This window comes from Citrobacter amalonaticus (genome assembly GCF_037053465.1).
Lineage (GTDB): Bacteria > Pseudomonadota > Gammaproteobacteria > Enterobacterales > Enterobacteriaceae > Citrobacter_A > Citrobacter_A amalonaticus_H.
The window spans coordinates 64351-82188 of record NZ_JBALIF010000008.1 but is presented as its reverse complement, the minus strand read 5'-3'; the positions used below and the strand labels follow the sequence as shown (position 1 = coordinate 82188).

At 52.8% G+C, this 17838-nt stretch carries 19 protein-coding genes; 11 read left to right on the top strand and 8 right to left on the bottom strand.

What is annotated here, in order from left to right:
• Nucleotides 1–18 precede the first annotated feature (18 nt).
• On the top strand, nt 19–198 hold the full coding sequence (locus WB371_RS14820; protein WP_043000413.1) for a YoaH family protein: 180 nt from the start codon (nt 19–21) through the stop codon (nt 196–198).
• Nucleotides 199–205: 7 nt separating this feature from the next.
• On the opposite strand, the gene WB371_RS14815 is transcribed toward WB371_RS14820, so the two are convergent.
• Nucleotides 206–550: a RidA family protein gene (locus WB371_RS14815; protein WP_336220814.1), complete on the bottom strand. Its 345-nt coding sequence runs from the start codon at nt 548–550 to the stop codon at nt 206–208.
• Nucleotides 551–684: 134 nt separating this feature from the next.
• Between WB371_RS14815 and WB371_RS14810 the strand changes: the two genes are divergently transcribed.
• The 5 genes from WB371_RS14810 (at nt 685) to rnd (ending at nt 7076) form a co-directional block, all read left to right on the top strand.
• Nucleotides 685–2595, top strand: a complete 1911-nt coding sequence (locus WB371_RS14810; RefSeq protein WP_336220813.1) for an ATP-dependent DNA helicase — start codon at nt 685–687, stop codon at nt 2593–2595.
• A gap of 57 nt (nt 2596–2652) precedes the next feature.
• Entirely contained in the window at nt 2653–3348 is a 696-nt protein-coding gene (gene tsaB, locus WB371_RS14805; RefSeq protein WP_336220811.1) for a tRNA (adenosine(37)-N6)-threonylcarbamoyltransferase complex dimerization subunit type 1 TsaB, read from the top strand.
• 59 nt (nt 3349–3407) lie between these two features.
• Nucleotides 3408–3989, top strand: a complete 582-nt coding sequence (locus WB371_RS14800; RefSeq protein ID WP_336220810.1) for a Slp family lipoprotein — start codon at nt 3408–3410, stop codon at nt 3987–3989.
• A 204-nt stretch (nt 3990–4193) separates the two neighbouring features.
• Entirely contained in the window at nt 4194–5879 is a 1686-nt protein-coding gene (gene fadD / locus WB371_RS14795) for a long-chain-fatty-acid--CoA ligase FadD (protein ID WP_336220809.1), read from the top strand.
• Between the two features lie 69 nt (nt 5880–5948).
• Nucleotides 5949–7076 (top strand): ribonuclease D, encoded by a 1128-nt coding sequence (gene rnd, locus WB371_RS14790; RefSeq protein ID WP_336220808.1) that lies wholly within the window; start codon nt 5949–5951, stop codon nt 7074–7076.
• A gap of 92 nt (nt 7077–7168) precedes the next feature.
• Here rnd and WB371_RS14785 read toward each other — a convergent pair whose 3' ends face one another.
• Nucleotides 7169–8248: a tartrate dehydrogenase gene (locus WB371_RS14785; RefSeq protein WP_336220807.1), complete on the bottom strand. Its 1080-nt coding sequence runs from the start codon at nt 8246–8248 to the stop codon at nt 7169–7171.
• Between the two features lie 103 nt (nt 8249–8351).
• Between WB371_RS14785 and WB371_RS14780 the strand changes: the two genes are divergently transcribed.
• Nucleotides 8352–9269: a LysR family transcriptional regulator gene (locus tag WB371_RS14780; RefSeq protein ID WP_336220806.1), complete on the top strand. Its 918-nt coding sequence runs from the start codon at nt 8352–8354 to the stop codon at nt 9267–9269.
• 128 nt (nt 9270–9397) lie between these two features.
• On the opposite strand, the gene minE is transcribed toward WB371_RS14780, so the two are convergent.
• Genes minE through minC form a run of 3 tightly spaced genes read right to left on the bottom strand, consistent with a single transcriptional unit; the run spans nt 9398 to nt 11211 of the window.
• Nucleotides 9398–9664, bottom strand: a complete 267-nt coding sequence (gene minE / locus WB371_RS14775) for a cell division topological specificity factor MinE (protein WP_336220805.1) — start codon at nt 9662–9664, stop codon at nt 9398–9400.
• 3 nt (nt 9665–9667) lie between these two features.
• Nucleotides 9668–10480, bottom strand: coding sequence for a septum site-determining protein MinD (gene minD / locus WB371_RS14770; RefSeq protein WP_336220804.1), 813 nt, complete (start codon nt 10478–10480; stop codon nt 9668–9670).
• A gap of 23 nt (nt 10481–10503) precedes the next feature.
• Nucleotides 10504–11211 (bottom strand): septum site-determining protein MinC, encoded by a 708-nt coding sequence (gene minC, locus WB371_RS14765; protein ID WP_336220803.1) that lies wholly within the window; start codon nt 11209–11211, stop codon nt 10504–10506.
• A 126-nt stretch (nt 11212–11337) separates the two neighbouring features.
• On the opposite strand from minC, the gene WB371_RS14760 reads away from it, so the two are divergent.
• The 3 genes from WB371_RS14760 (at nt 11338) to WB371_RS14750 (ending at nt 12898) form a co-directional block, all read left to right on the top strand.
• Complete coding sequence (locus tag WB371_RS14760) at nt 11338–11631, top strand: YcgL domain-containing protein (protein WP_336220802.1); 294 nt, start codon at nt 11338–11340, stop codon at nt 11629–11631.
• A gap of 67 nt (nt 11632–11698) precedes the next feature.
• Nucleotides 11699–12358, top strand: coding sequence for a fumarylacetoacetate hydrolase family protein (locus tag WB371_RS14755; protein ID WP_336220801.1), 660 nt, complete (start codon nt 11699–11701; stop codon nt 12356–12358).
• A 93-nt stretch (nt 12359–12451) separates the two neighbouring features.
• Entirely contained in the window at nt 12452–12898 is a 447-nt protein-coding gene (locus tag WB371_RS14750) for a YcgN family cysteine cluster protein (protein WP_336220800.1), read from the top strand.
• Nucleotides 12899–12944: 46 nt separating this feature from the next.
• Here WB371_RS14750 and dsbB read toward each other — a convergent pair whose 3' ends face one another.
• Nucleotides 12945–13475 (bottom strand): disulfide bond formation protein DsbB, encoded by a 531-nt coding sequence (gene dsbB / locus WB371_RS14745; RefSeq protein ID WP_336220799.1) that lies wholly within the window; start codon nt 13473–13475, stop codon nt 12945–12947.
• A 141-nt stretch (nt 13476–13616) separates the two neighbouring features.
• Nucleotides 13617–15161, bottom strand: a complete 1545-nt coding sequence (gene nhaB, locus WB371_RS14740) for a Na(+)/H(+) antiporter NhaB (RefSeq protein WP_336220798.1) — start codon at nt 15159–15161, stop codon at nt 13617–13619.
• Nucleotides 15162–15381: 220 nt separating this feature from the next.
• Between nhaB and fadR the strand changes: the two genes are divergently transcribed.
• Nucleotides 15382–16101 (top strand): fatty acid metabolism transcriptional regulator FadR, encoded by a 720-nt coding sequence (gene fadR / locus WB371_RS14735; protein WP_336220797.1) that lies wholly within the window; start codon nt 15382–15384, stop codon nt 16099–16101.
• A 35-nt stretch (nt 16102–16136) separates the two neighbouring features.
• Here the strand turns inward: fadR and WB371_RS14730 are convergent, their stop codons facing one another.
• A complete protein-coding gene (locus WB371_RS14730; RefSeq protein ID WP_336220796.1) occupies nt 16137–17669 on the bottom strand; it encodes a SpoVR family protein in 1533 nt (510 codons plus the stop codon).
• Between the last annotated feature and the right edge of the window lie 169 nt (nt 17670–17838).

Genomic DNA, 17838 nt, shown 5'->3' with positions numbered 1-17838 from the left:
ATTTAGCAGGAGTTAACGATGTTTGCAGGTTTACCTTCACTCAGTCACGAACAGCAACAAAAAGCGGTCGAGCGTATTCAGGAACTGATGTCACAGGGAATGAGCAGCGGTCAGGCCATCGCGCTGGTGGCAGAAGAGTTGCGCGCCACTCACACCGGAGAACGTATTGTGGCGCGCTTTGAAGACGAAGACGAGTAACGTCGGTTTACACCGCCGCGATAATCTTAATCTCCACTTTGTATTTCGGGTTCATCAACCCGGCCTGTACGGTACAGCGCACAGGCGCGAGACCGGCGACGACCCAGGCGTCCCAGGCTTTGTTCATTGCTGCGAAATCGGCTTTATCGGCAAGGAAAATGGTGGCATCAAGAATGCGTGACTTGCTGCTGCCTTGCTGTTGCAGCGCGGCGTCAATTTGCGCCAGCGTGTTGGCGGTCTGCTCAAACGCGTCGGCGTCGAGATTTGACGGTACGCCCGTGTAGTACAGCGTATTGTTGTGAATCACCACGTCAGACCAGCGTTCTTCGGCATCAATGCGGATAATAGTCATAAAGCCTTCCTCTTTTACGTTCATATTCTGCATAAAGGGCAAGACTGCCATAATGTCAGGGCGTCGTCACCTCTTCAACTGGCGTAAGCGTGCCGGGCCTGACATAATCCCTGTTCAAATCAACAGGGGGTAGTGTGACGGACGATTTTGCACCAGACGGTCAACTGGCTAAAGCGATACCGGGATTTAAACCGCGTGAACCACAACGGCAGATGGCAGTTGCGGTCGCTCAGGCCATTCAAAAATCGCAGCCTCTGGTGGTGGAAGCCGGAACGGGCACGGGGAAAACTTACGCCTATCTGGCGCCTGCTCTGCGTGCGAAAAAGAAGGTGATTGTCTCAACGGGGTCAAAGGCCCTGCAGGATCAGCTTTACAGCCGCGACCTGCCCACCGTAGCAAAAGCGCTGAAGTACACCGGACGACTGGCTCTGTTGAAAGGACGTTCCAACTATCTATGCCTTGAGCGCCTTGAACAACAGGCGCTGGCGGGCGGCGATCTCCCTGTCCAGACCTTAAGCGATGTGATTTTGCTGCGCTCCTGGTCGAATCAGACCGAAGACGGCGACATCAGTACCTGCGTCAGCGTCGCAGAAGATTCCCAGGCCTGGCCGTTGGTCACCAGCACCAACGATAACTGTCTCGGTAGCGACTGCCCGCTGTACAAAGACTGTTTTGTAGTAAAAGCGCGTAAAAAAGCGATGGATGCGGATGTCGTGGTGGTGAACCATCATCTGTTTCTGGCCGACATGGTGGTGAAAGAGAGTGGTTTTGGCGAGCTGATCCCGGAAGCCGACGTCATGATTTTCGACGAAGCCCATCAGTTACCGGATATCGCCAGCCAGTATTTCGGCCAGTCGCTCTCCAGCCGCCAGTTGATGGACCTGGCCAAAGACATCACCATTGCGTACCGCACTGAGCTGAAAGATACCCAACAGTTGCAAAAGTGTGCTGACCGTCTGGCACAAAGTGCTCAGGATTTCCGCCTGCAACTGGGCGAGCCGGGCTATCGCGGCAACCTGCGAGAACTGCTGGCCGATCAGCGAGTGCAGCGCGCCTTTTTACTGCTTGATGACACGCTGGAGCTTTGCTACGACGTGGCGAAATTGTCGCTGGGGCGTTCGGCACTGCTCGATGCCGCGTTTGAACGCGCCACGCTGTATCGCGCGCGCCTCAAGCGTTTGAAAGAGATAAACCAGCCCGGTTACAGCTACTGGTACGAATGCACCTCGCGGAATTTCACCCTGGCATTAACGCCGCTCACGGTCGCGGATAAATTCAAAGAGGTGATGGAGCAGAAGCCCGGAAGCTGGATTTTCACCTCTGCAACGCTCTCAGTGAATGACGATTTACACCACTTCACGGCGCGTCTGGGAATTGAGCAGGCAGAGTCGATGTTGCTGCCCAGCCCGTTTGATTACACCCGTCAGGCGTTACTCTGTGTGCCGCGCAATCTGCCGCAAACTAACCAGCCGGGCGCGGCGCGCCAACTGGCGGCAATGTTAAGACCGATCATCGAAGCGAACAATGGCCGCTGTTTTATGCTCTGTACTTCGCACGCAATGATGCGCGATCTGGCGGAGCAGTTCCGCGCCACCATGACGCTGCCGGTGCTGCTACAGGGCGAAACCAGTAAGGGGCAACTGTTACAGCAGTTTGTCAGCGCGGGTAACGCTTTGCTGGTGGCAACCAGCAGCTTCTGGGAAGGGGTGGATGTGCGCGGTGATACGCTTTCACTGGTTATCATCGACAAACTGCCGTTCACTTCGCCGGACGATCCACTGCTGAAAGCGCGAATGGAGGACTGTCGCTTACGCGGCGGCGATCCGTTTGAAGATGTGCAACTGCCGGATGCGGTCATCACGCTGAAGCAGGGGGTTGGACGCTTAATCCGTGATGCTGACGATCGCGGTGTACTGGTGATATGCGACAACCGGTTAGTGATGCGTCCTTACGGCGCGACCTTTCTCGCCAGTCTGCCGCCTGCGCCGCGTACCCGTGACATCGCCCGCGCCGTGCGATTCCTGGCGATACCGTCATCCGAGTAATTTCTGAATGGCTATGGTAAGATGCGGGCCATTTTGTTGATCTAAGCACGAAGACTCATGCGAATTCTGGCTATCGATACCGCCACAGAAGCCTGCTCTGTGGCTCTGTGGAACGACGGTACTCTCTCTGCTCAATTTGAGCTTTGCCCTCGGGAACATACTCAACGCATCCTGCCAATGGTGCAGGATATTCTTGCCGCTGGCGGCACAACCCTGACGGAACTCAACGCGCTGGCTTATGGTCGTGGACCAGGAAGCTTTACCGGCGTGCGTATTGGGATTGGGATTGCACAAGGGCTGGCACTGGGCGCGAACCTGCCAATGATCGGCGTTTCTACCCTCGCGACGATGGCGCAGGGCGCCTGGCGTAAAACCGGAGCGGGGCGCGTACTGGCGGCCATTGACGCGCGGATGGGCGAAGTTTACTGGGCCGAGTACCAGCGCGACGAAAACGGTATCTGGCACGGTGAAGACACCGAGGCCGTGCTGAAACCTGAGCAGGTGACTGAGCGGTTACAGCAGCTTTCCGGGGAATGGGTAACGGTGGGCACCGGTTGGCCCGCCTGGCCTGAACTGGGTAAAGAGAGCGGTCTGACACTGCGCGACGGTGAGGTTTTGTTGCCAGCAGCAGAGGACATGTTGCCGATTGCCTGCCAGATGTTGACTGAAGGTCGCACCGTGGCGGTTGAACACGCCGAACCGGTTTATTTGCGTAACAACGTGGCCTGGAAGAAACTTCCCGGAAAAGAATGACTCTCAGTAATATGGCCCGTAAAACGCCGGGTCAGTGCGCTGAGAAAAGGAGTCGCAGTATGGCGGTTCAACAATACGTTTTTAAAGGCCTGCTTGCCGGCGCGATGGCGTTCATGCTGAGCGGGTGCGTCACGGTTCCGGATGCGATTAAAGGCTCTAGTCCCACGCCGCAAGACGATCTGGTTCGGGTGATGAATGCCCCGCAATTGTATGTCGGCCAGGAAGCGCGCTTTGGCGGCAAAGTAGTGGATATCCAGAACCAGCAGGGGAAAACCCGGCTGGAAATCGCCACCGTTCCGCTGGATAGCGGCGCGCGGCCTGTTCTGGGTGAAGCTTCACGCGGGCGTATTTACGCAAACGTGAATGGTTTCCTCGATCCGGTCGATTTCCGTGGGCAACTGGTCACCGTCGTTGGGCCGATTACGGGCACCATCGAGGGTAAAGTGGGCAGTACGCCTTACAAATTCATGACTATGGACGTCACGGGCTATAAACGCTGGCGGCTTGCCCAGCAGGTGGTGATGCCACCACAACCGATCGACCCGTGGTTTTATGGCGGGCGGGGCTGGCCATATGGCTATGGCGGCTGGGGTTGGTACAACCCGGGGCCCGCACAAGTTCAAACGATAGTCACAGAGTAACCCTTTGTATTATCAGTAAAAGAAACAGCGGCTGGTCCGCTGTTTCTGCATTCGTTATGTCATAAGAAAAATAAATAGTGACGCGCTTCGCAACCTTTCAGTCGAGTGATTAATAAACTGGTACGCTGAGTTAATATTATGTTAACGACTTGTTTATTATCTGGGGTTGAGATGACGACGAACACTCATTTTAGAGGTGATGCAGTGAAGAAGGTTTGGCTAAACCGTTATCCCGCGGATGTTCCTGCGGAGATCAATCCTGACCGTTATCAATCCCTGGTGGAGCTGTTTGAACAGTCTGTCGCACGCTACGCCGATCAGCCTGCTTTCGTTAATATGGGGGAGGTGATGACCTTCCGTAAGCTGGAGGAGCGCAGCCGTGCGTTTTCCGCTTACCTGCAACAAGGCCTCGGACTGAAAAAAGGTGACCGCGTGGCGCTGATGATGCCGAACCTGTTGCAGTATCCGGTGGCGCTGTTCGGCATTTTGCGCGCCGGAATGATCGTCGTGAACGTCAATCCCCTTTATACCCCGCGTGAACTGGAGCATCAGCTCAATGACAGCGGCGCGGCGGCGATTGTGATTGTCTCCAACTTTGCCCATACCCTGGAAAAAGTGGTGGATAAAACCAGCGTGAAGCATGTGATTCTGACCCGGATGGGCGATCAGCTTTCGACGGCCAAAGGCACGCTGGTGAACTTTGTGGTGAAGTACATCAAACGTCTGGTGCCAAAGTATCATCTGCCCGATGCGATCTCTTTTCGCAGCGCGCTGCACGCCGGTTACCGCATGCAGTATGTCAAACCGGAAGTGGTTTCTGAAGATTTGGCGTTCCTGCAATACACCGGGGGGACGACCGGTGTAGCGAAGGGAGCGATGCTGACGCACCGCAATATGCTGGCTAACCTCGAACAGGTGAAAGCCACCTATGGGCCGCTTTTGTACCCTGGCAAAGAACTGGTAGTGACCGCGTTGCCGCTGTATCACATTTTTGCCCTGACCATGAACTGCCTGCTGTTTATTGAACTGGGTGGGCAGAACCTGCTGATCACCAATCCGCGCGATATTCCAGGCCTGGTAAAAGAGCTGGCGAAATACCCGTTCACTGCAATGACGGGCGTGAACACCTTGTTTAATGCATTGCTGAACAATAAAGAGTTCCAGCAACTCGATTTCTCCACGCTGCATCTTTCCGCCGGCGGCGGTATGCCGGTACAACAGGCGGTCGCCGAGCGTTGGGTTAAATTGACCGGTCAGTATCTCCTCGAAGGGTATGGTCTGACAGAATGCGCGCCGCTGGTCAGCGTGAACCCGCATGATATTGATTATCACAGTGGCAGCATTGGATTGCCGGTACCGTCGACCGAAGCCAAACTGGTGGATGATGACGACAACGAAGTGCCAGCAGGCGAGCCCGGCGAACTGTGCGTGAAAGGTCCGCAGGTGATGCTGGGGTACTGGCAACGTCCTGATGCGACGGATGAGATCATAAAAGACGGCTGGCTGCATACAGGTGATATCGCAGTGATGGACGATGAAGGTTTTCTGCGTATTGTCGATCGTAAAAAAGATATGATTCTGGTCTCCGGCTTCAACGTCTATCCGAATGAAATTGAAGATGTCGTCATGCAGCATCCCGGTGTGCTGGAAGTCGCGGCGGTGGGCGTGCCTTCAGGCAGCAGCGGCGAAGCGGTGAAGATTTTTGTCGTAAAAAAAGATGCCTCGCTCACCGATGAAGCGCTGGTGACCTTCTGTCGACGTCAGCTCACCGGTTATAAAGTCCCGAAGCTGGTGGAGTTCCGCGATGAACTGCCAAAATCCAACGTCGGGAAAATTTTACGTCGAGAATTGCGTGACGAAGCCCGTGCCAAAGTGGACAATAAGGGCTGAGCGTTAAGCAACACGTCAAGCGCCGGATGAATCCGGCGTTTTTTTTGGCGTAAACCGAGAGAATGCGATTTGAATTATCAACTGATCACCACTGATGACGCGCTGGCAACGCTGTGCGAAGCAGTCCGCGCGTTTCCCGCAATTGCCCTGGATACTGAATTTGTTCGTACCCGTACCTATTATCCGCAACTGGGTTTGATTCAGTTGTTTGATGGCGAGCATGTTGCGCTGATCGATCCACACGGTATCACTGACTGGTCGCCGCTGAAGGCCATTTTACGCGATACCGCCATCACCAAGTACCTGCATGCGGGCAGTGAAGATCTGGAAGTCTTTCTGAATGCGTTTGGCGAACTGCCGCAACCGCTCATTGATACCCAGATTCTGGCGGCGTTCTGCGGTCGTCCGCTGTCATGGGGATTTGCGTCAATGGTGGAAGAGTTTACGGGGGTGGCGCTGGACAAGAGCGAGTCACGCACCGACTGGCTGGCGCGACCACTGACCGAACGTCAGTGTGAATATGCGGCGGCGGACGTCTGGTATTTGTTGCCTATCGCCGGGAAGCTGATGGCGGAAACCGAGGTGGCGGGGTGGCTGTCTGCCGCGCTGGATGAGTGTCGCCTGATGCAAACTCGTCGTCAGGAGATTCTGGCGCCGGAAGAAGCCTGGCGCGACATCACCAACGCCTGGCAGTTGCGCACGCGTCAACTGGCCTGCCTGCAACTGCTTGCCGACTGGCGTCTGCGCAAAGCGCGCGAGCGCGATCTGGCGGTTAATTTCGTGGTTCGCGAAGAACATCTGTGGGCCGTGGCGCGCTATATGCCGGGGAGTATGGGTGAACTGGATAGTCTCGGTCTCTCGGGCAGTGAAATTCGTTTTCATGGGAAAACGCTGCTTTCGCTGGTGGCCAAAGCCCAGGCGTTACCCGAAGAGGCGTTGCCGGAACCGCAGCTCAATCTGATGGATATGCCCGGTTATCGCAAAGCGTTTAAAGCGATCAAGGCGCTGGTAACAGAAGTGAGCGCAGAGCATAGCGTCAGCGCAGAGCTACTGGCGTCGCGTCGGCAGATAAATCAGTTGCTGAACTGGCACTGGAAACTCAAACCGCAGAACGCTGAGCCTGAAATGATTTCCGGCTGGCGCGCGGAATTAATGGCGGTGAAGCTGAACGCGTTGCTGGCAGAGTATCCGCTTTAATGTTTTTTGCCGGATGGCGGTTACGCCCGATCCGGCCTACAGACTACGCGACCGTGGGCCTGATAAGCGCAGCGCCATCAGGCATTGAACCGTTATATCTGCGCGCAGATCGCTTCACCGACCTGTTGGGTTGTGGCGCTTCCCTGCAAATCCGGTGTTTTAGGTCCGCTGGCAATAACCTGCTCAATGGCGGTCAGAATACCGTCATGTGCCGCGGTGTAACGGGCATCCCCCTCTCCTAAGAAATCCAGCATCATCGCCCCTGCCCAGATTGTGGCAACAGGGTTAGCGAGGTTCTTGCCATAAATATCAGGAGCTGAACCATGCACCGGTTCAAACAGCGAGGGAAATGAACGTTCCGGGTTCAGGTTAGCGGAAGGCGCAATACCGATAGTGCCGGTACATGCCGGGCCAAGATCGGAGAGAATATCGCCAAACAGATTCGACGCGACCACGACATCAAAGCGCTCCGGTTGCATGACAAACCGGGCGCAGAGGATATCGATGTGCTGCTTGTCCCAGTGAATATCAGGATAATGCTGTGCCATTGCTTCCACTCGTTCATCCCAGAACGGCATGCTGATCGCCAGACCATTTGATTTGGTCGCAGACGTGAGCCTTTTCCGTGGGCGGTTTTGCGCCAGTTCAAACGCATACCGCAGAATGCGATCCACGCCGCGACGGGTAAAAACCGATTCCTGAATGACCACTTCATGCTCGGTGCCTGGATTGATGTGACCGCCCAGCGCGGAATACTCGCCTTCGGTGTTTTCACGCACCACGTAGAAATCAATGTCGCCGGGCTTTTTCCCTGCCAGCGGGCATGGCACGCCGGGGAAAAGACGAACCGGGCGCAGGTTCACATACTGATCAAACTCGCGACGGAATTTCAGCAGCGATCCCCAAAGAGAGATATGGTCCGGGACGGTTTCCGGCCAGCCCACGGCGCCAAAGTAAATGGCATCGAAGGACGATAGCTGCTCACGCCAGTCATCCGGCATCATTTTCCCGTGGCGAAGATAATATTCACAACTGGCCCATTCGAACGTTTCAAAATGGAGAGACAGATCCCAGCGTTTAGCAGCAGCCTGTAGCACACGAATGCCTTCAGGCAGCACTTCTTTCCCAATACCATCCCCCGGAATAGCGGCAATACGACAGGTTTTCTTCATAGCAGTTCTCACATATCGGGTTGCATAATTGACATCTTCGCTATCCTATAATTGACTGAGCGAGAGTTAATCTCCCTAACTGGTGAAACATAAAACACAGATCATGAATAATCCTCCTCTGCTGACTGATTTACGCGTCTTTATGATGGTCGCCCGCCGTGCCGGGTTTGCCGCTGTCGCTCAGGAAATGGGCGTTTCACCGGCGTTTGTCAGTAAACGCATCGCTCTGCTTGAGCAGAACCTGAATGTGGTGTTACTGCACCGGACAACCCGTCGTGTCACGATCACCGAAGAAGGAGAACGTATCTATGAATGGGCGCAGCGCATCCTGCAGGATGTGGATCAGATGATGGACGAGCTCTCTGATGTGCGTCAGGTTCCACAGGGGATGCTCCGTATTATCAGCAGTTTCGGTTTTGGCCGACGGATTGTGGCGCCTGCGCTCTCGGCGCTGGCAAAACAGTACCCGCAACTGGAACTGCGCTTTGATGTGGAAGACCGGCTGGTGGATTTGGTCAACGAGGGCGTCGATCTTGATATCCGGATAGGCGATGATATCGCGCCGAATTTAATTGCCAGAAAACTCGGCACTAACTACCGAATTCTTTGTGCTTCACCCGATTACCTTGCGCAAAAAGGGATGCCAAAGCAACTTGCCGATCTGTCGTCATTCTCTTGTCTGGTTATCAAGGAGCGCGACCACCCCTTTGGCATCTGGCAGTTGCGAAACAAAGAGGGGGATCATGCTATTAAGGTCACTGGCGCGCTGTCGTCAAATCACGGAGAGATTGTGCATCAATGGTGCCTGGACGGGCAGGGGATTGCGCTACGCTCCTGGTGGGATGTCTGCGATAACATCGCCAGCGGGCATCTTGTACATGTGTTGCCAGAGTATTATCAGCCCGCCAATATCTGGGCTGTCTATGTATCCCGACTGGCCACCTCGGCTAAAGTTCGTATTACTGTGGAATTTTTACGCCACTATTTCGCAGAGCGGTATCCGGCCTTTTCACTCAAATAAAAAGAGTAAAACACTGTATAAATAACCAATCTATTTAAGAAAAGGGGAATGTTATTCAGATTTTTTCAAAAAAATAAAAGGCAGATTGCTCTGCCTTTTAATGCCCAGGAATTTTCTTAACAAAGAGATTATTTCGACTCTTCGGCTTCCGGCAAGGTAACGTTCAATTCGAGAATAGAAATATCGCCGTCTTTTTGTTCAAGCTGAACGGTGACCATTTCCGGATCAATTTGGACATACTTACAAATGACTTCAAGAATATCTTTACGCAATTGCGGCAAATAATGTGGCTCAGCGTCGCTACGACGACGTTCGGCGACAATAATCTGTAATCGCTCTTTGGCGATGTTCGCTGTATTCTTTTTCCGCGAGAGAAAAAAATCCAGTAATGCCATAACTTATCCTCCGAACAGGCGTTTGAGGAAACCTTTCTTCTCTTCTTCAATGAAGCGGAAAGGACGTTCTTCTCCCAACAGACGATCTACCGTATCGGCATACGCTTTACCAGCGTCTGCATTGATGTCCAGAATGACCGGTTCACCCTGGTTAGAGGCGCGCAGGACAGACTGATCTTCCGGGATAACCCCGACGAGTTTAATGCGCAGGATCTCCAGTACATCTTCCATGCTGAGCATATCGCCCTTATTGACACGACCCGGATTGTAGCGGGTCAACAGCAGATGCTCTTTGATCGGATCTTCGCCGTTCTCGGCGCGGCGGGATTTCGAGGCCAGAATGCCCAGGATACGGTCTGAGTCGCGAACCGATGAGACTTCCGGGTTGGTAGTGATAATGGCTTCATCAGCAAAATAGAGCGCCATCAGCGCGCCAGTCTCTATCCCCGCAGGCGAGTCACAAACGATAAAATCAAAATCCATCGCTTTCAGATCGTCAAGCACTTTTGCGACGCCTTCACGCGTTAACGCGTCTTTATCGCGAGTCTGAGAGGCAGGAAGAATAAAGAGGTTTTCTGTGCGCTTGTCCTTGATTAACGCCTGGTTCAGCGTTGCATCGCCCTGAATGACGTTGACGAAATCGTAAACAACCCGACGTTCACACCCCATGATCAGATCGAGGTTACGCAGGCCGATATCAAAATCAATAACGACAGTTTTCTTTCCCTTCTGGGCCAAACCAGTAGCGATGGCCGCGCTGGAGGTGGTTTTGCCAACGCCCCCTTTACCCGAAGTAACAACAATAATGCGTGCCATAGGAATTCCTTGTTAAAAAGGGATCAATTCAACGGTTGAACTGTCAAAGCGTTGTCTGCCAACTGCAAACGCGCCGCTTTGCCATAAAATTCTGCTGGGATTTTATCACTCAGCCAATAAACACCTGCGATAGACATCAGTTCTGCCGTCAGGTGGGTACAAAAAATTTGCGCTTCCCGGTCACCACTGGCGCCTGCCAGCGCACGGCCTCTCATCATGCCGTAAACATGAATATTGCCATCAGCGATAAGCTCAGCGCCAGCGCTGACGTGACTTGTGACAATCAGATCTGATTGTGGTGCATAAATACGCTGACCGGAACGAACCGGCACATCAATAAAACGCGTTTTTGTGACGGAAGTAGCGTTTTGCGTGACAACGGCGGGTGCAACGGGTTCAGGTGGAGCGGAACGTGCCACTTTCTCTTTACCTTCAGTGAGTAAAGGAAGACCCATCTGGTCGATTTCCGCTTTTAAACGGGTATCTTTACAGCCGCTGACGCCAATAATACGCAACCCTGTCGACGCGACAACCTCTTGCAGAACCGGCCAGTTGACGGGCGTTTCAAGTCCACTGACGTTCACCACCACAGGGGCATGTTTTAAAAAAGCCGGAGCCTGAGCGATTTTGTCTTCTAACGCCTGACGAATAACCTCGGGTTCTGCTTCATGCAAATGAACCACTGATAAGGTGAAACTGCTGCCTTTAAGTTCGATGGGCGTGTTTGACATCCTGGCCTTACTCAATTTGCTATTTATCATCCCCGATGCGGAGTGATATTCCGAAGTCCAGAAGGCATGTTATAGTCACTATTATATTGAGGCAAGTCGCCATCCGTTTAATTCAGAGTAAAAAGTATGTTTTGTGTGATCTACAGAAGTACTAAACGTGACCAGACCTATTTATATGTCGAAAAAAAAGACGATTTCTCTCGTGTACCTGAAGATCTGATGAAAGGATTTGGTCAACCGCAACTGGCAATGATATTGCCGCTGGACGGTCGCAAAAAGTTAGTTAACGCTTCCCTGGATAAAGTCAAACAAGCCTTAACCGAGCAGGGTTATTATTTACAGTTGCCGCCACCACCGGAAGATTTATTGAAGAAACATCTATCAGCATCGACGCAAAACAATCCTGAAACAGACAAATAAGGGGCGTCGGCGTTATTCCTGCCGGCGCTATTTCTGACGTTTACGATGACAGATTTAGGGGAAATGAATGTATCAACATCATAACTGGCAGGGCGCGCTGCTTGACTACCCGGTAAGTAAAGTGGTTTGTGTGGGCAGTAACTACGCGAAACATATAAAGGAAATGGGCAGTGCGACGCCGGATGAGCCGGTGCTGTTTATCAAACCGGAAACCGCGCTCTGCGATATACGCCAGCCATTGGCGATCCCAACGGACATGGGGTCGGTTCATCATGAGATTGAACTGGCTGTTCTGATTGGTGCGACGCTACGTCAGGCCACAGAAGAGCATGTACGTAAAGCCATTGCCGGCTACGGCGTGGCGCTCGATCTTACGCTACGTGATATTCAGGGAAAGATGAAGAAAGCCGGACAACCCTGGGAAAAAGCCAAAGGGTTCGATAATTCCTGCCCGCTGTCTGGGTTTATCCCTGCGGCAGAGTTCACCGGCGATCCGCAGGATACCTCGCTGAGTCTTACCATCAATGGTGAGGTTCGCCAGCAGGGGACTACCGCCGACATGATTCATAAAATCGTGCCCTTAATTGCCTATATGAGCAAATTTTTCACGCTGAAAGCTGGCGATGTTGTACTCACCGGTACGCCAGAAGGCGTTGGACCGCTCGCCAGCGGCGATGAGCTGGTGGTCAATTTTAATGGTCACTCTCTGACCACCCGCGTAATGTAATCTCTGCTTGCCGCCTTTTTGGGGCGGCAAAACTTGCATCAGCGTGCCAGACTGGTTATAAGGTGCACCTTTATAGCAATGGCGGATACCCTGATGAGCGATTTACCTTTCTGGCAACGTAAAACCCTGGATGAAATGACCGATGCCGAATGGGAGTCGCTCTGTGATGGTTGTGGTCAGTGTTGCCTGCATAAGCTGATGGATGAGGACACTGATGAAATCTACTTCACCAACGTCGCGTGCCGACAGCTCAATATTAAAACCTGCCAGTGTCGCAACTATGAACGCCGGTTCGAATACGAGCCGGACTGTATCAAACTGACGCGTGATAACCTGCCCACGTTTGAATGGCTGCCGATGACCTGCTCCTATCGTCTTCTGGCGGAAGGAAAAGCGCTGCCAGAGTGGCATCCGTTGCTTACCGGATCAAAAGCGGCGATGCATGGCGAGCGAATTTCGGTACGCCATATCGCGGTTAAAGAGTCAGATGTGCATGACTGGCAGGATCATATCCTGAATAAACCATCGTGGGCTGACTGATTTTTCGCGGCTGATAAAAAACGCTCCCGAATGGGAGCGTATGAGATTAACGACTAAACAAATCACGTCTTTTGGGTTTCAGCGGTTGGGCAATCAGCACCAGCACCGCGACGACCAGATATGCGGCGAAAATACCCAGCAGCCACTGCGGCATTTCGAGCGTCAAAAATTCCCACTGACGCTGTGCGCAGTCACCTGAAGCGACAAACACCTGCGGCAACCATTTATCCAGCGGCAACCAGCTCGGGAAGCGTGCCATGAAATCACAGGTCATAAATGGAGAAGGGTGAAGCTGGATCATGGTGTGTTCCCATGCCAGTTGTACTCCACGCCAGGCACTGTAGATCCAGATGACCAACGCGATATAGCGCAACGGAGTTTTAGGCGCGATGGCACCCACGATCCCGGCGCCCATGATGCCAAACAGCGCACAGCGCTCATAGATGCACAGGACGCACGGCTTAAGCAGCATCACGTGCTGAAACCACAGCGCAACGAGTTCGAGCGCCAGGGCGGTGAAAGCCATTAATAACCATGCACCCCGACCCCGTGAGCACTGGTTCAAATATCGCAACATAATTATTTCCCTGCAAGATGCGTAGATACGGCAGTGTAAACTAAATCGTTTACAGCGCCACCAGGAGAAATTCAAATAATGTGTAATTGGATAAATATTACGCAAAAAAACAAACCGGGCAGCGAAACGCCCGGTAAGTTGTTATGAAAGTGTAGCTAACCAGCCGGTTTGCATCATCCATTCCGTTAACGGCGCGAGCGTGAATTCAACGCACAGCAAACCAATAAGTGTCAGTACAATCGTATAAGGCAGCGCCATCCAGACCATACGCCCGTAGGAAAGACGGATCAACGGCGCCAGCGCAGAGGTGAGCAGGAACAGAAACGCGGCCTGACCGTTTGGCGTCGCCACAGAGGGCAGGTTGGTGCCTGTATTGATTGCGACAGCCAGCAGTTCATATTGCTTCATCGAAATTGCGCCGCTTTCCATCGCCGCTTTCGCTTCATTGATGTAAATCGTGCCGACAAAGACATTGTCAGAGATTGATGAAAGCAGGCCGTTAAAGAGATAGAACAGCGTCAATTGCGCATGTTCCGACGCCTGTAAGACGAACTGAATAATCGGCGAGAAAAGATGCTGGTCGATAATGACGGCGACAATGGAGAAAAAGACCGTCAACAAGGCCGTAAACGGCAGGGATTCAGTGAATGCCTTACCAATAGCGTGTTCGTCAGTGACGCCAGTCAGTGAGGTCGCGAGGATAATCACCGACAAACCAATCAGTCCCACTTCCGCCAGATGCAGGGCGAGCGCGACAACCAGCCAGACACCAATCAACGCCTGGACAATCAGTTTTACTCTGTCCTGACGGGTACGCTGCTGACGGCTTCTGTCGTCAAACTGTTGCAGAACGTCGCGCACTTTTTCCGGCAGCGTTTCGCCGTAGCCAAACCAGCGCATTTTCTCTACGAGAACACACGTCAGCAGACCGCAAATCAGTACAGGAACGGTAACGGGTGACATCCGCAGGAAGAAGTCGCCAAAGTGCCAGCCAGCGGCTTTCGCGATAATCAGGTTTTGCGGTTCACCTACCATCGTCATTACGCCGCCCAGCGCGGTTCCCACTCCGGCATGCATCATCAGGCTACGTAAAAAACCCCGAAACTGTTCAAGCACGGCTTTATAGTGCTGATCAATATGGCTGTCATCAAGAATGTCGCTATCATCGCCACGGGAAGAGGCCACCCGATGATAAATACCGTAAAATCCGACGGCGACGCTGATGACTACCGCCACAACGGTCAGCGCATCGAGGAAGGCGGAAAGGAAGGCGGCTGCGATACAAAACGCCAGCGACAGCAGCGTTTTGGAGCGAATACTCAGCAGCAGACGGGTAAAAATAAACAGCAGGAGCTGCTTCATAAAATAGATACCCGCCACCATAAACATCAGCAGCAGCAAGACTTCCAGATTATTCGCCACTTCCTCGCGCACGTGGGCCGCGCTGGTCATGCCGATAATAACCGCTTCAATAGCCAGCAGTCCGCCGGGCAGTAGCGGGTAACATTTCAGCGCCATCGCCAGCGTAAAGATAAACTCCGCGACCAGCAGCCAGCCTGCAATAAACGGGTTGATGATGAAAATCAGCGGGTTAACGATCAGGAAGATCAGTAGTGCGAGTTTGTACCAGTCGGGGGACTGGCCCAGAAAATTGCGCCATAGCGCACGGCCCAAGGAGAGCTCCATGGTGGTTTCCCTTACCTTATAACTTAAGTTGATATTTTTATGTTTAGCCGCAAAGCTTAGCGGTCAGTCTTGATACAGGCAAGACTTAAACCCCACCGGCCCTGTTATCAAGAAAATGGAGCCTTGATCCCCTTTTTCTTCATTGTGTCTGCTATCGGGCGTCAAACCCGTCTGGTATGATGAGTCCAACTATGTTTTGCTGTGTAATGGAAATCTCACTATGGTCATTAAGGCGCAGAGCCCGGCGGGTTTCGCGGAAGAGTACATCATTGAAAGTATCTGGAATAACCGCTTCCCACCTGGTACTATCTTGCCTGCAGAACGTGAACTCTCTGAACTTATCGGAGTGACGCGTACCACGTTACGCGAAGTGTTGCAGCGTCTGGCGCGAGACGGTTGGTTGACCATTCAGCATGGCAAACCGACGAAGGTGAATAATTTCTGGGAAACGTCCGGGTTGAATATTCTGGAAACCCTGGCGCGTCTCGATCACGAAAGCGTTCCACAGTTGATTGATAATCTGCTGTCGGTTCGTACGAATATCTCCACAATCTTTATCCGCACTGCGTTTCGTCAGCATCCGGATAAAGCCCAGGAAGTACTGGCGACCGCACAGGAAGTTGCCGACCACGCCGATGCGTTTGCGGATCTCGATTACAACATTTTCCGCGGTCTGGCGTTTGCCTCCGGCAACCCCATTTACGGTCTGATTCTGAACGGGATGAAAGGGTTATATACCCGCATTGGCCGTCACTATTTCGCCAACCCGGAAGCGCGCGGCCTTGCGCTTGGGTTCTATCATAAGCTGTCACAGCTTTGTCTGCAGGGCGCGCACGATCAGGTGTACGAAACGGTGCGTCGTTATGGTCATGACAGCGGCGAGATTTGGCACCGTATGCAGAAGAACCTGCCTGGCGATTTAGCCATTCAGGGCCGATAAAAACGAACCCCCTCATGATGAGGGGGTTTTGCTTTTTACAGGCTGTTCAGCCGAGGCGGACAGCGTTCCAGCAGTTCCACACTACCATCTTCATTTTGCTGTTCCAGCATCACATCAAACCCCCACAGGCGATGGACGTGCTTGAGTACCTCTTTGCGTCCTTTATCCAGCGGCGCGCGATTATGCGGGATATAACGCAGGGTGAGAGAGCGATCGCCGCGCAGGTCCACGTTCCAGACCTGAATATTCGGCTCGACATTGCTCAGGTTGTATTGCGAGGAGAGGCGGTTGCGAATTTCGCGATAGCCTTCCTCATTGTGAATGGCGGAGATTTCCAGGTAGTTTTGCCGATCGTCATCCAGCACCGTAAAGAAACGGAAATCGCGCATAACCTTCGGCGACAGGAACTGGCTGATGAAGCTCTCGTCTTTGAAATCACGCATCGCGAAATGCAGCGTCTCCAGCCAGTCAGAACCGGCCATATCCGGGAACCAGTATTTATCCTCTTCCGTTGGCGACTGACAGATACGCTTAATATCCTGGAACATGGCAAAACCCAGTGCGTAAGGGTTGATTCCGCTGTACCACGGACTGTTGTAGGGCGGCTGAAATACCACGTTGGTATGACTATGGAGAAACTCCAGCATAAAACGCTCAGTGACTTTTCCTTCGTCATACAGGTGGTTCAGGATGGTGTAGTGCCAGAAGGTGGCCCAGCCTTCGTTCATCACCTGCGTCTGTTTTTGCGGATAAAAATACTGACTGACTTTGCGCACAATGCGCAGGATCTCACGCTGCCAGGATTCCAGCAGCGGCGCATTTTTCTCCATAAAGTAGAGCAGGTTTTCCTGCGGCTCAGAAGGATAGCGCCGCGCTTCGGCAATGGTTTTCTCTTCTTCTTTCTTCGGCAGGGTGCGCCACAGCATGTTCACCTGACTTTGCAGATACTCTTCCCGGCTTTTCTGACGGGCTTTCTCTTCCTGCAACGAGATTTTTTGTGGGCGCTTATAGCGATCGACGCCATAGTTCATCAGCGCATGGCAGGAGTCCAGAAGCCGCTCAACTTCGTCCACGCCGTACCGCTCTTCACACTGGGTAATGTAATTACGGGCGAAAATCAGATAGTCCACAATCGAGCTGGCGTCGGTCCAGCTACGGAACAAATAGTTATTTTTGAAGAAGGAGTTATGCCCGTAGCAGGCGTGAGCCATCACCAGTGCCTGCATGGTAATGGTGTTCTCCTCCATCAGATAGGCGATACATGGGTTTGAGTTGATGACGATTTCATAGGCCAGCCCTTGCTGCCCGTGTTTATACAGGCGCTCGGTCTCGATAAACTTTTTACCGAACGACCAGTGAGGATAGTTGATCGGCATCCCGACGCTGGAATACGCATCCATCATCTGTTCAGAGGTGATGACCTCAATCTGGTGCGGGTAGGTATCCAGTCTGTAGAGTTTCGCCACGCGGTCTATCTCTGCCAGATAGACATCCAGCAGATCAAACGTCCAGTCGGGTCCATCGCTCAACCGTGTGGTGTCCTTGTTCATGGAATCAATCGTAGCCATTCGCGCACCCTCATTGTTGGCGGCACTCTCTGTGTGGAGCACCTCATTTCAAGCATAGAACACCCTGTTAAAAACCGTGTTCCGGAAGAATTTTTTTCTTTGCGATTTCCGCTGACCAATTCGCCACATTTTGACTACTTAACGCTATTTTGTGCTGTATAAAAATGCA

Bases quoted from the DNA above. Each gene is read 5' to 3' on its own strand.
- WB371_RS14820 (WP_043000413.1), top strand. From the start codon at position 19: ATGTTTGCAGGTTTACCTTCACTCAGTCACGAACAGCAACAAAAAGCG.
- WB371_RS14815 (WP_336220814.1), bottom strand. From the start codon at position 550: ATGACTATTATCCGCATTGATGCCGAAGAACGCTGGTCTGACGTGGTG.
- tsaB (WP_336220811.1), top strand. From the start codon at position 2,653: ATGCGAATTCTGGCTATCGATACCGCCACAGAAGCCTGCTCTGTGGCT.
- WB371_RS14800 (WP_336220810.1), top strand. From the start codon at position 3,408: ATGGCGGTTCAACAATACGTTTTTAAAGGCCTGCTTGCCGGCGCGATG.
- WB371_RS14785 (WP_336220807.1), bottom strand. From the start codon at position 8,248: ATGAAGAAAACCTGTCGTATTGCCGCTATTCCGGGGGATGGTATTGGG.
- WB371_RS14780 (WP_336220806.1), top strand. From the start codon at position 8,352: ATGAATAATCCTCCTCTGCTGACTGATTTACGCGTCTTTATGATGGTC.
- minE (WP_336220805.1), bottom strand. From the start codon at position 9,664: ATGGCATTACTGGATTTTTTTCTCTCGCGGAAAAAGAATACAGCGAAC.
- minD (WP_336220804.1), bottom strand. From the start codon at position 10,480: ATGGCACGCATTATTGTTGTTACTTCGGGTAAAGGGGGCGTTGGCAAA.
- minC (WP_336220803.1), bottom strand. From the start codon at position 11,211: ATGTCAAACACGCCCATCGAACTTAAAGGCAGCAGTTTCACCTTATCA.
- WB371_RS14760 (WP_336220802.1), top strand. From the start codon at position 11,338: ATGTTTTGTGTGATCTACAGAAGTACTAAACGTGACCAGACCTATTTA.
- WB371_RS14755 (WP_336220801.1), top strand. From the start codon at position 11,699: ATGTATCAACATCATAACTGGCAGGGCGCGCTGCTTGACTACCCGGTA.
- WB371_RS14750 (WP_336220800.1), top strand. From the start codon at position 12,452: ATGAGCGATTTACCTTTCTGGCAACGTAAAACCCTGGATGAAATGACC.
- dsbB (WP_336220799.1), bottom strand. From the start codon at position 13,475: ATGTTGCGATATTTGAACCAGTGCTCACGGGGTCGGGGTGCATGGTTA.
- nhaB (WP_336220798.1), bottom strand. From the start codon at position 15,161: ATGGAGCTCTCCTTGGGCCGTGCGCTATGGCGCAATTTTCTGGGCCAG.
- fadR (WP_336220797.1), top strand. From the start codon at position 15,382: ATGGTCATTAAGGCGCAGAGCCCGGCGGGTTTCGCGGAAGAGTACATC.
- WB371_RS14730 (WP_336220796.1), bottom strand. From the start codon at position 17,669: ATGGCTACGATTGATTCCATGAACAAGGACACCACACGGTTGAGCGAT.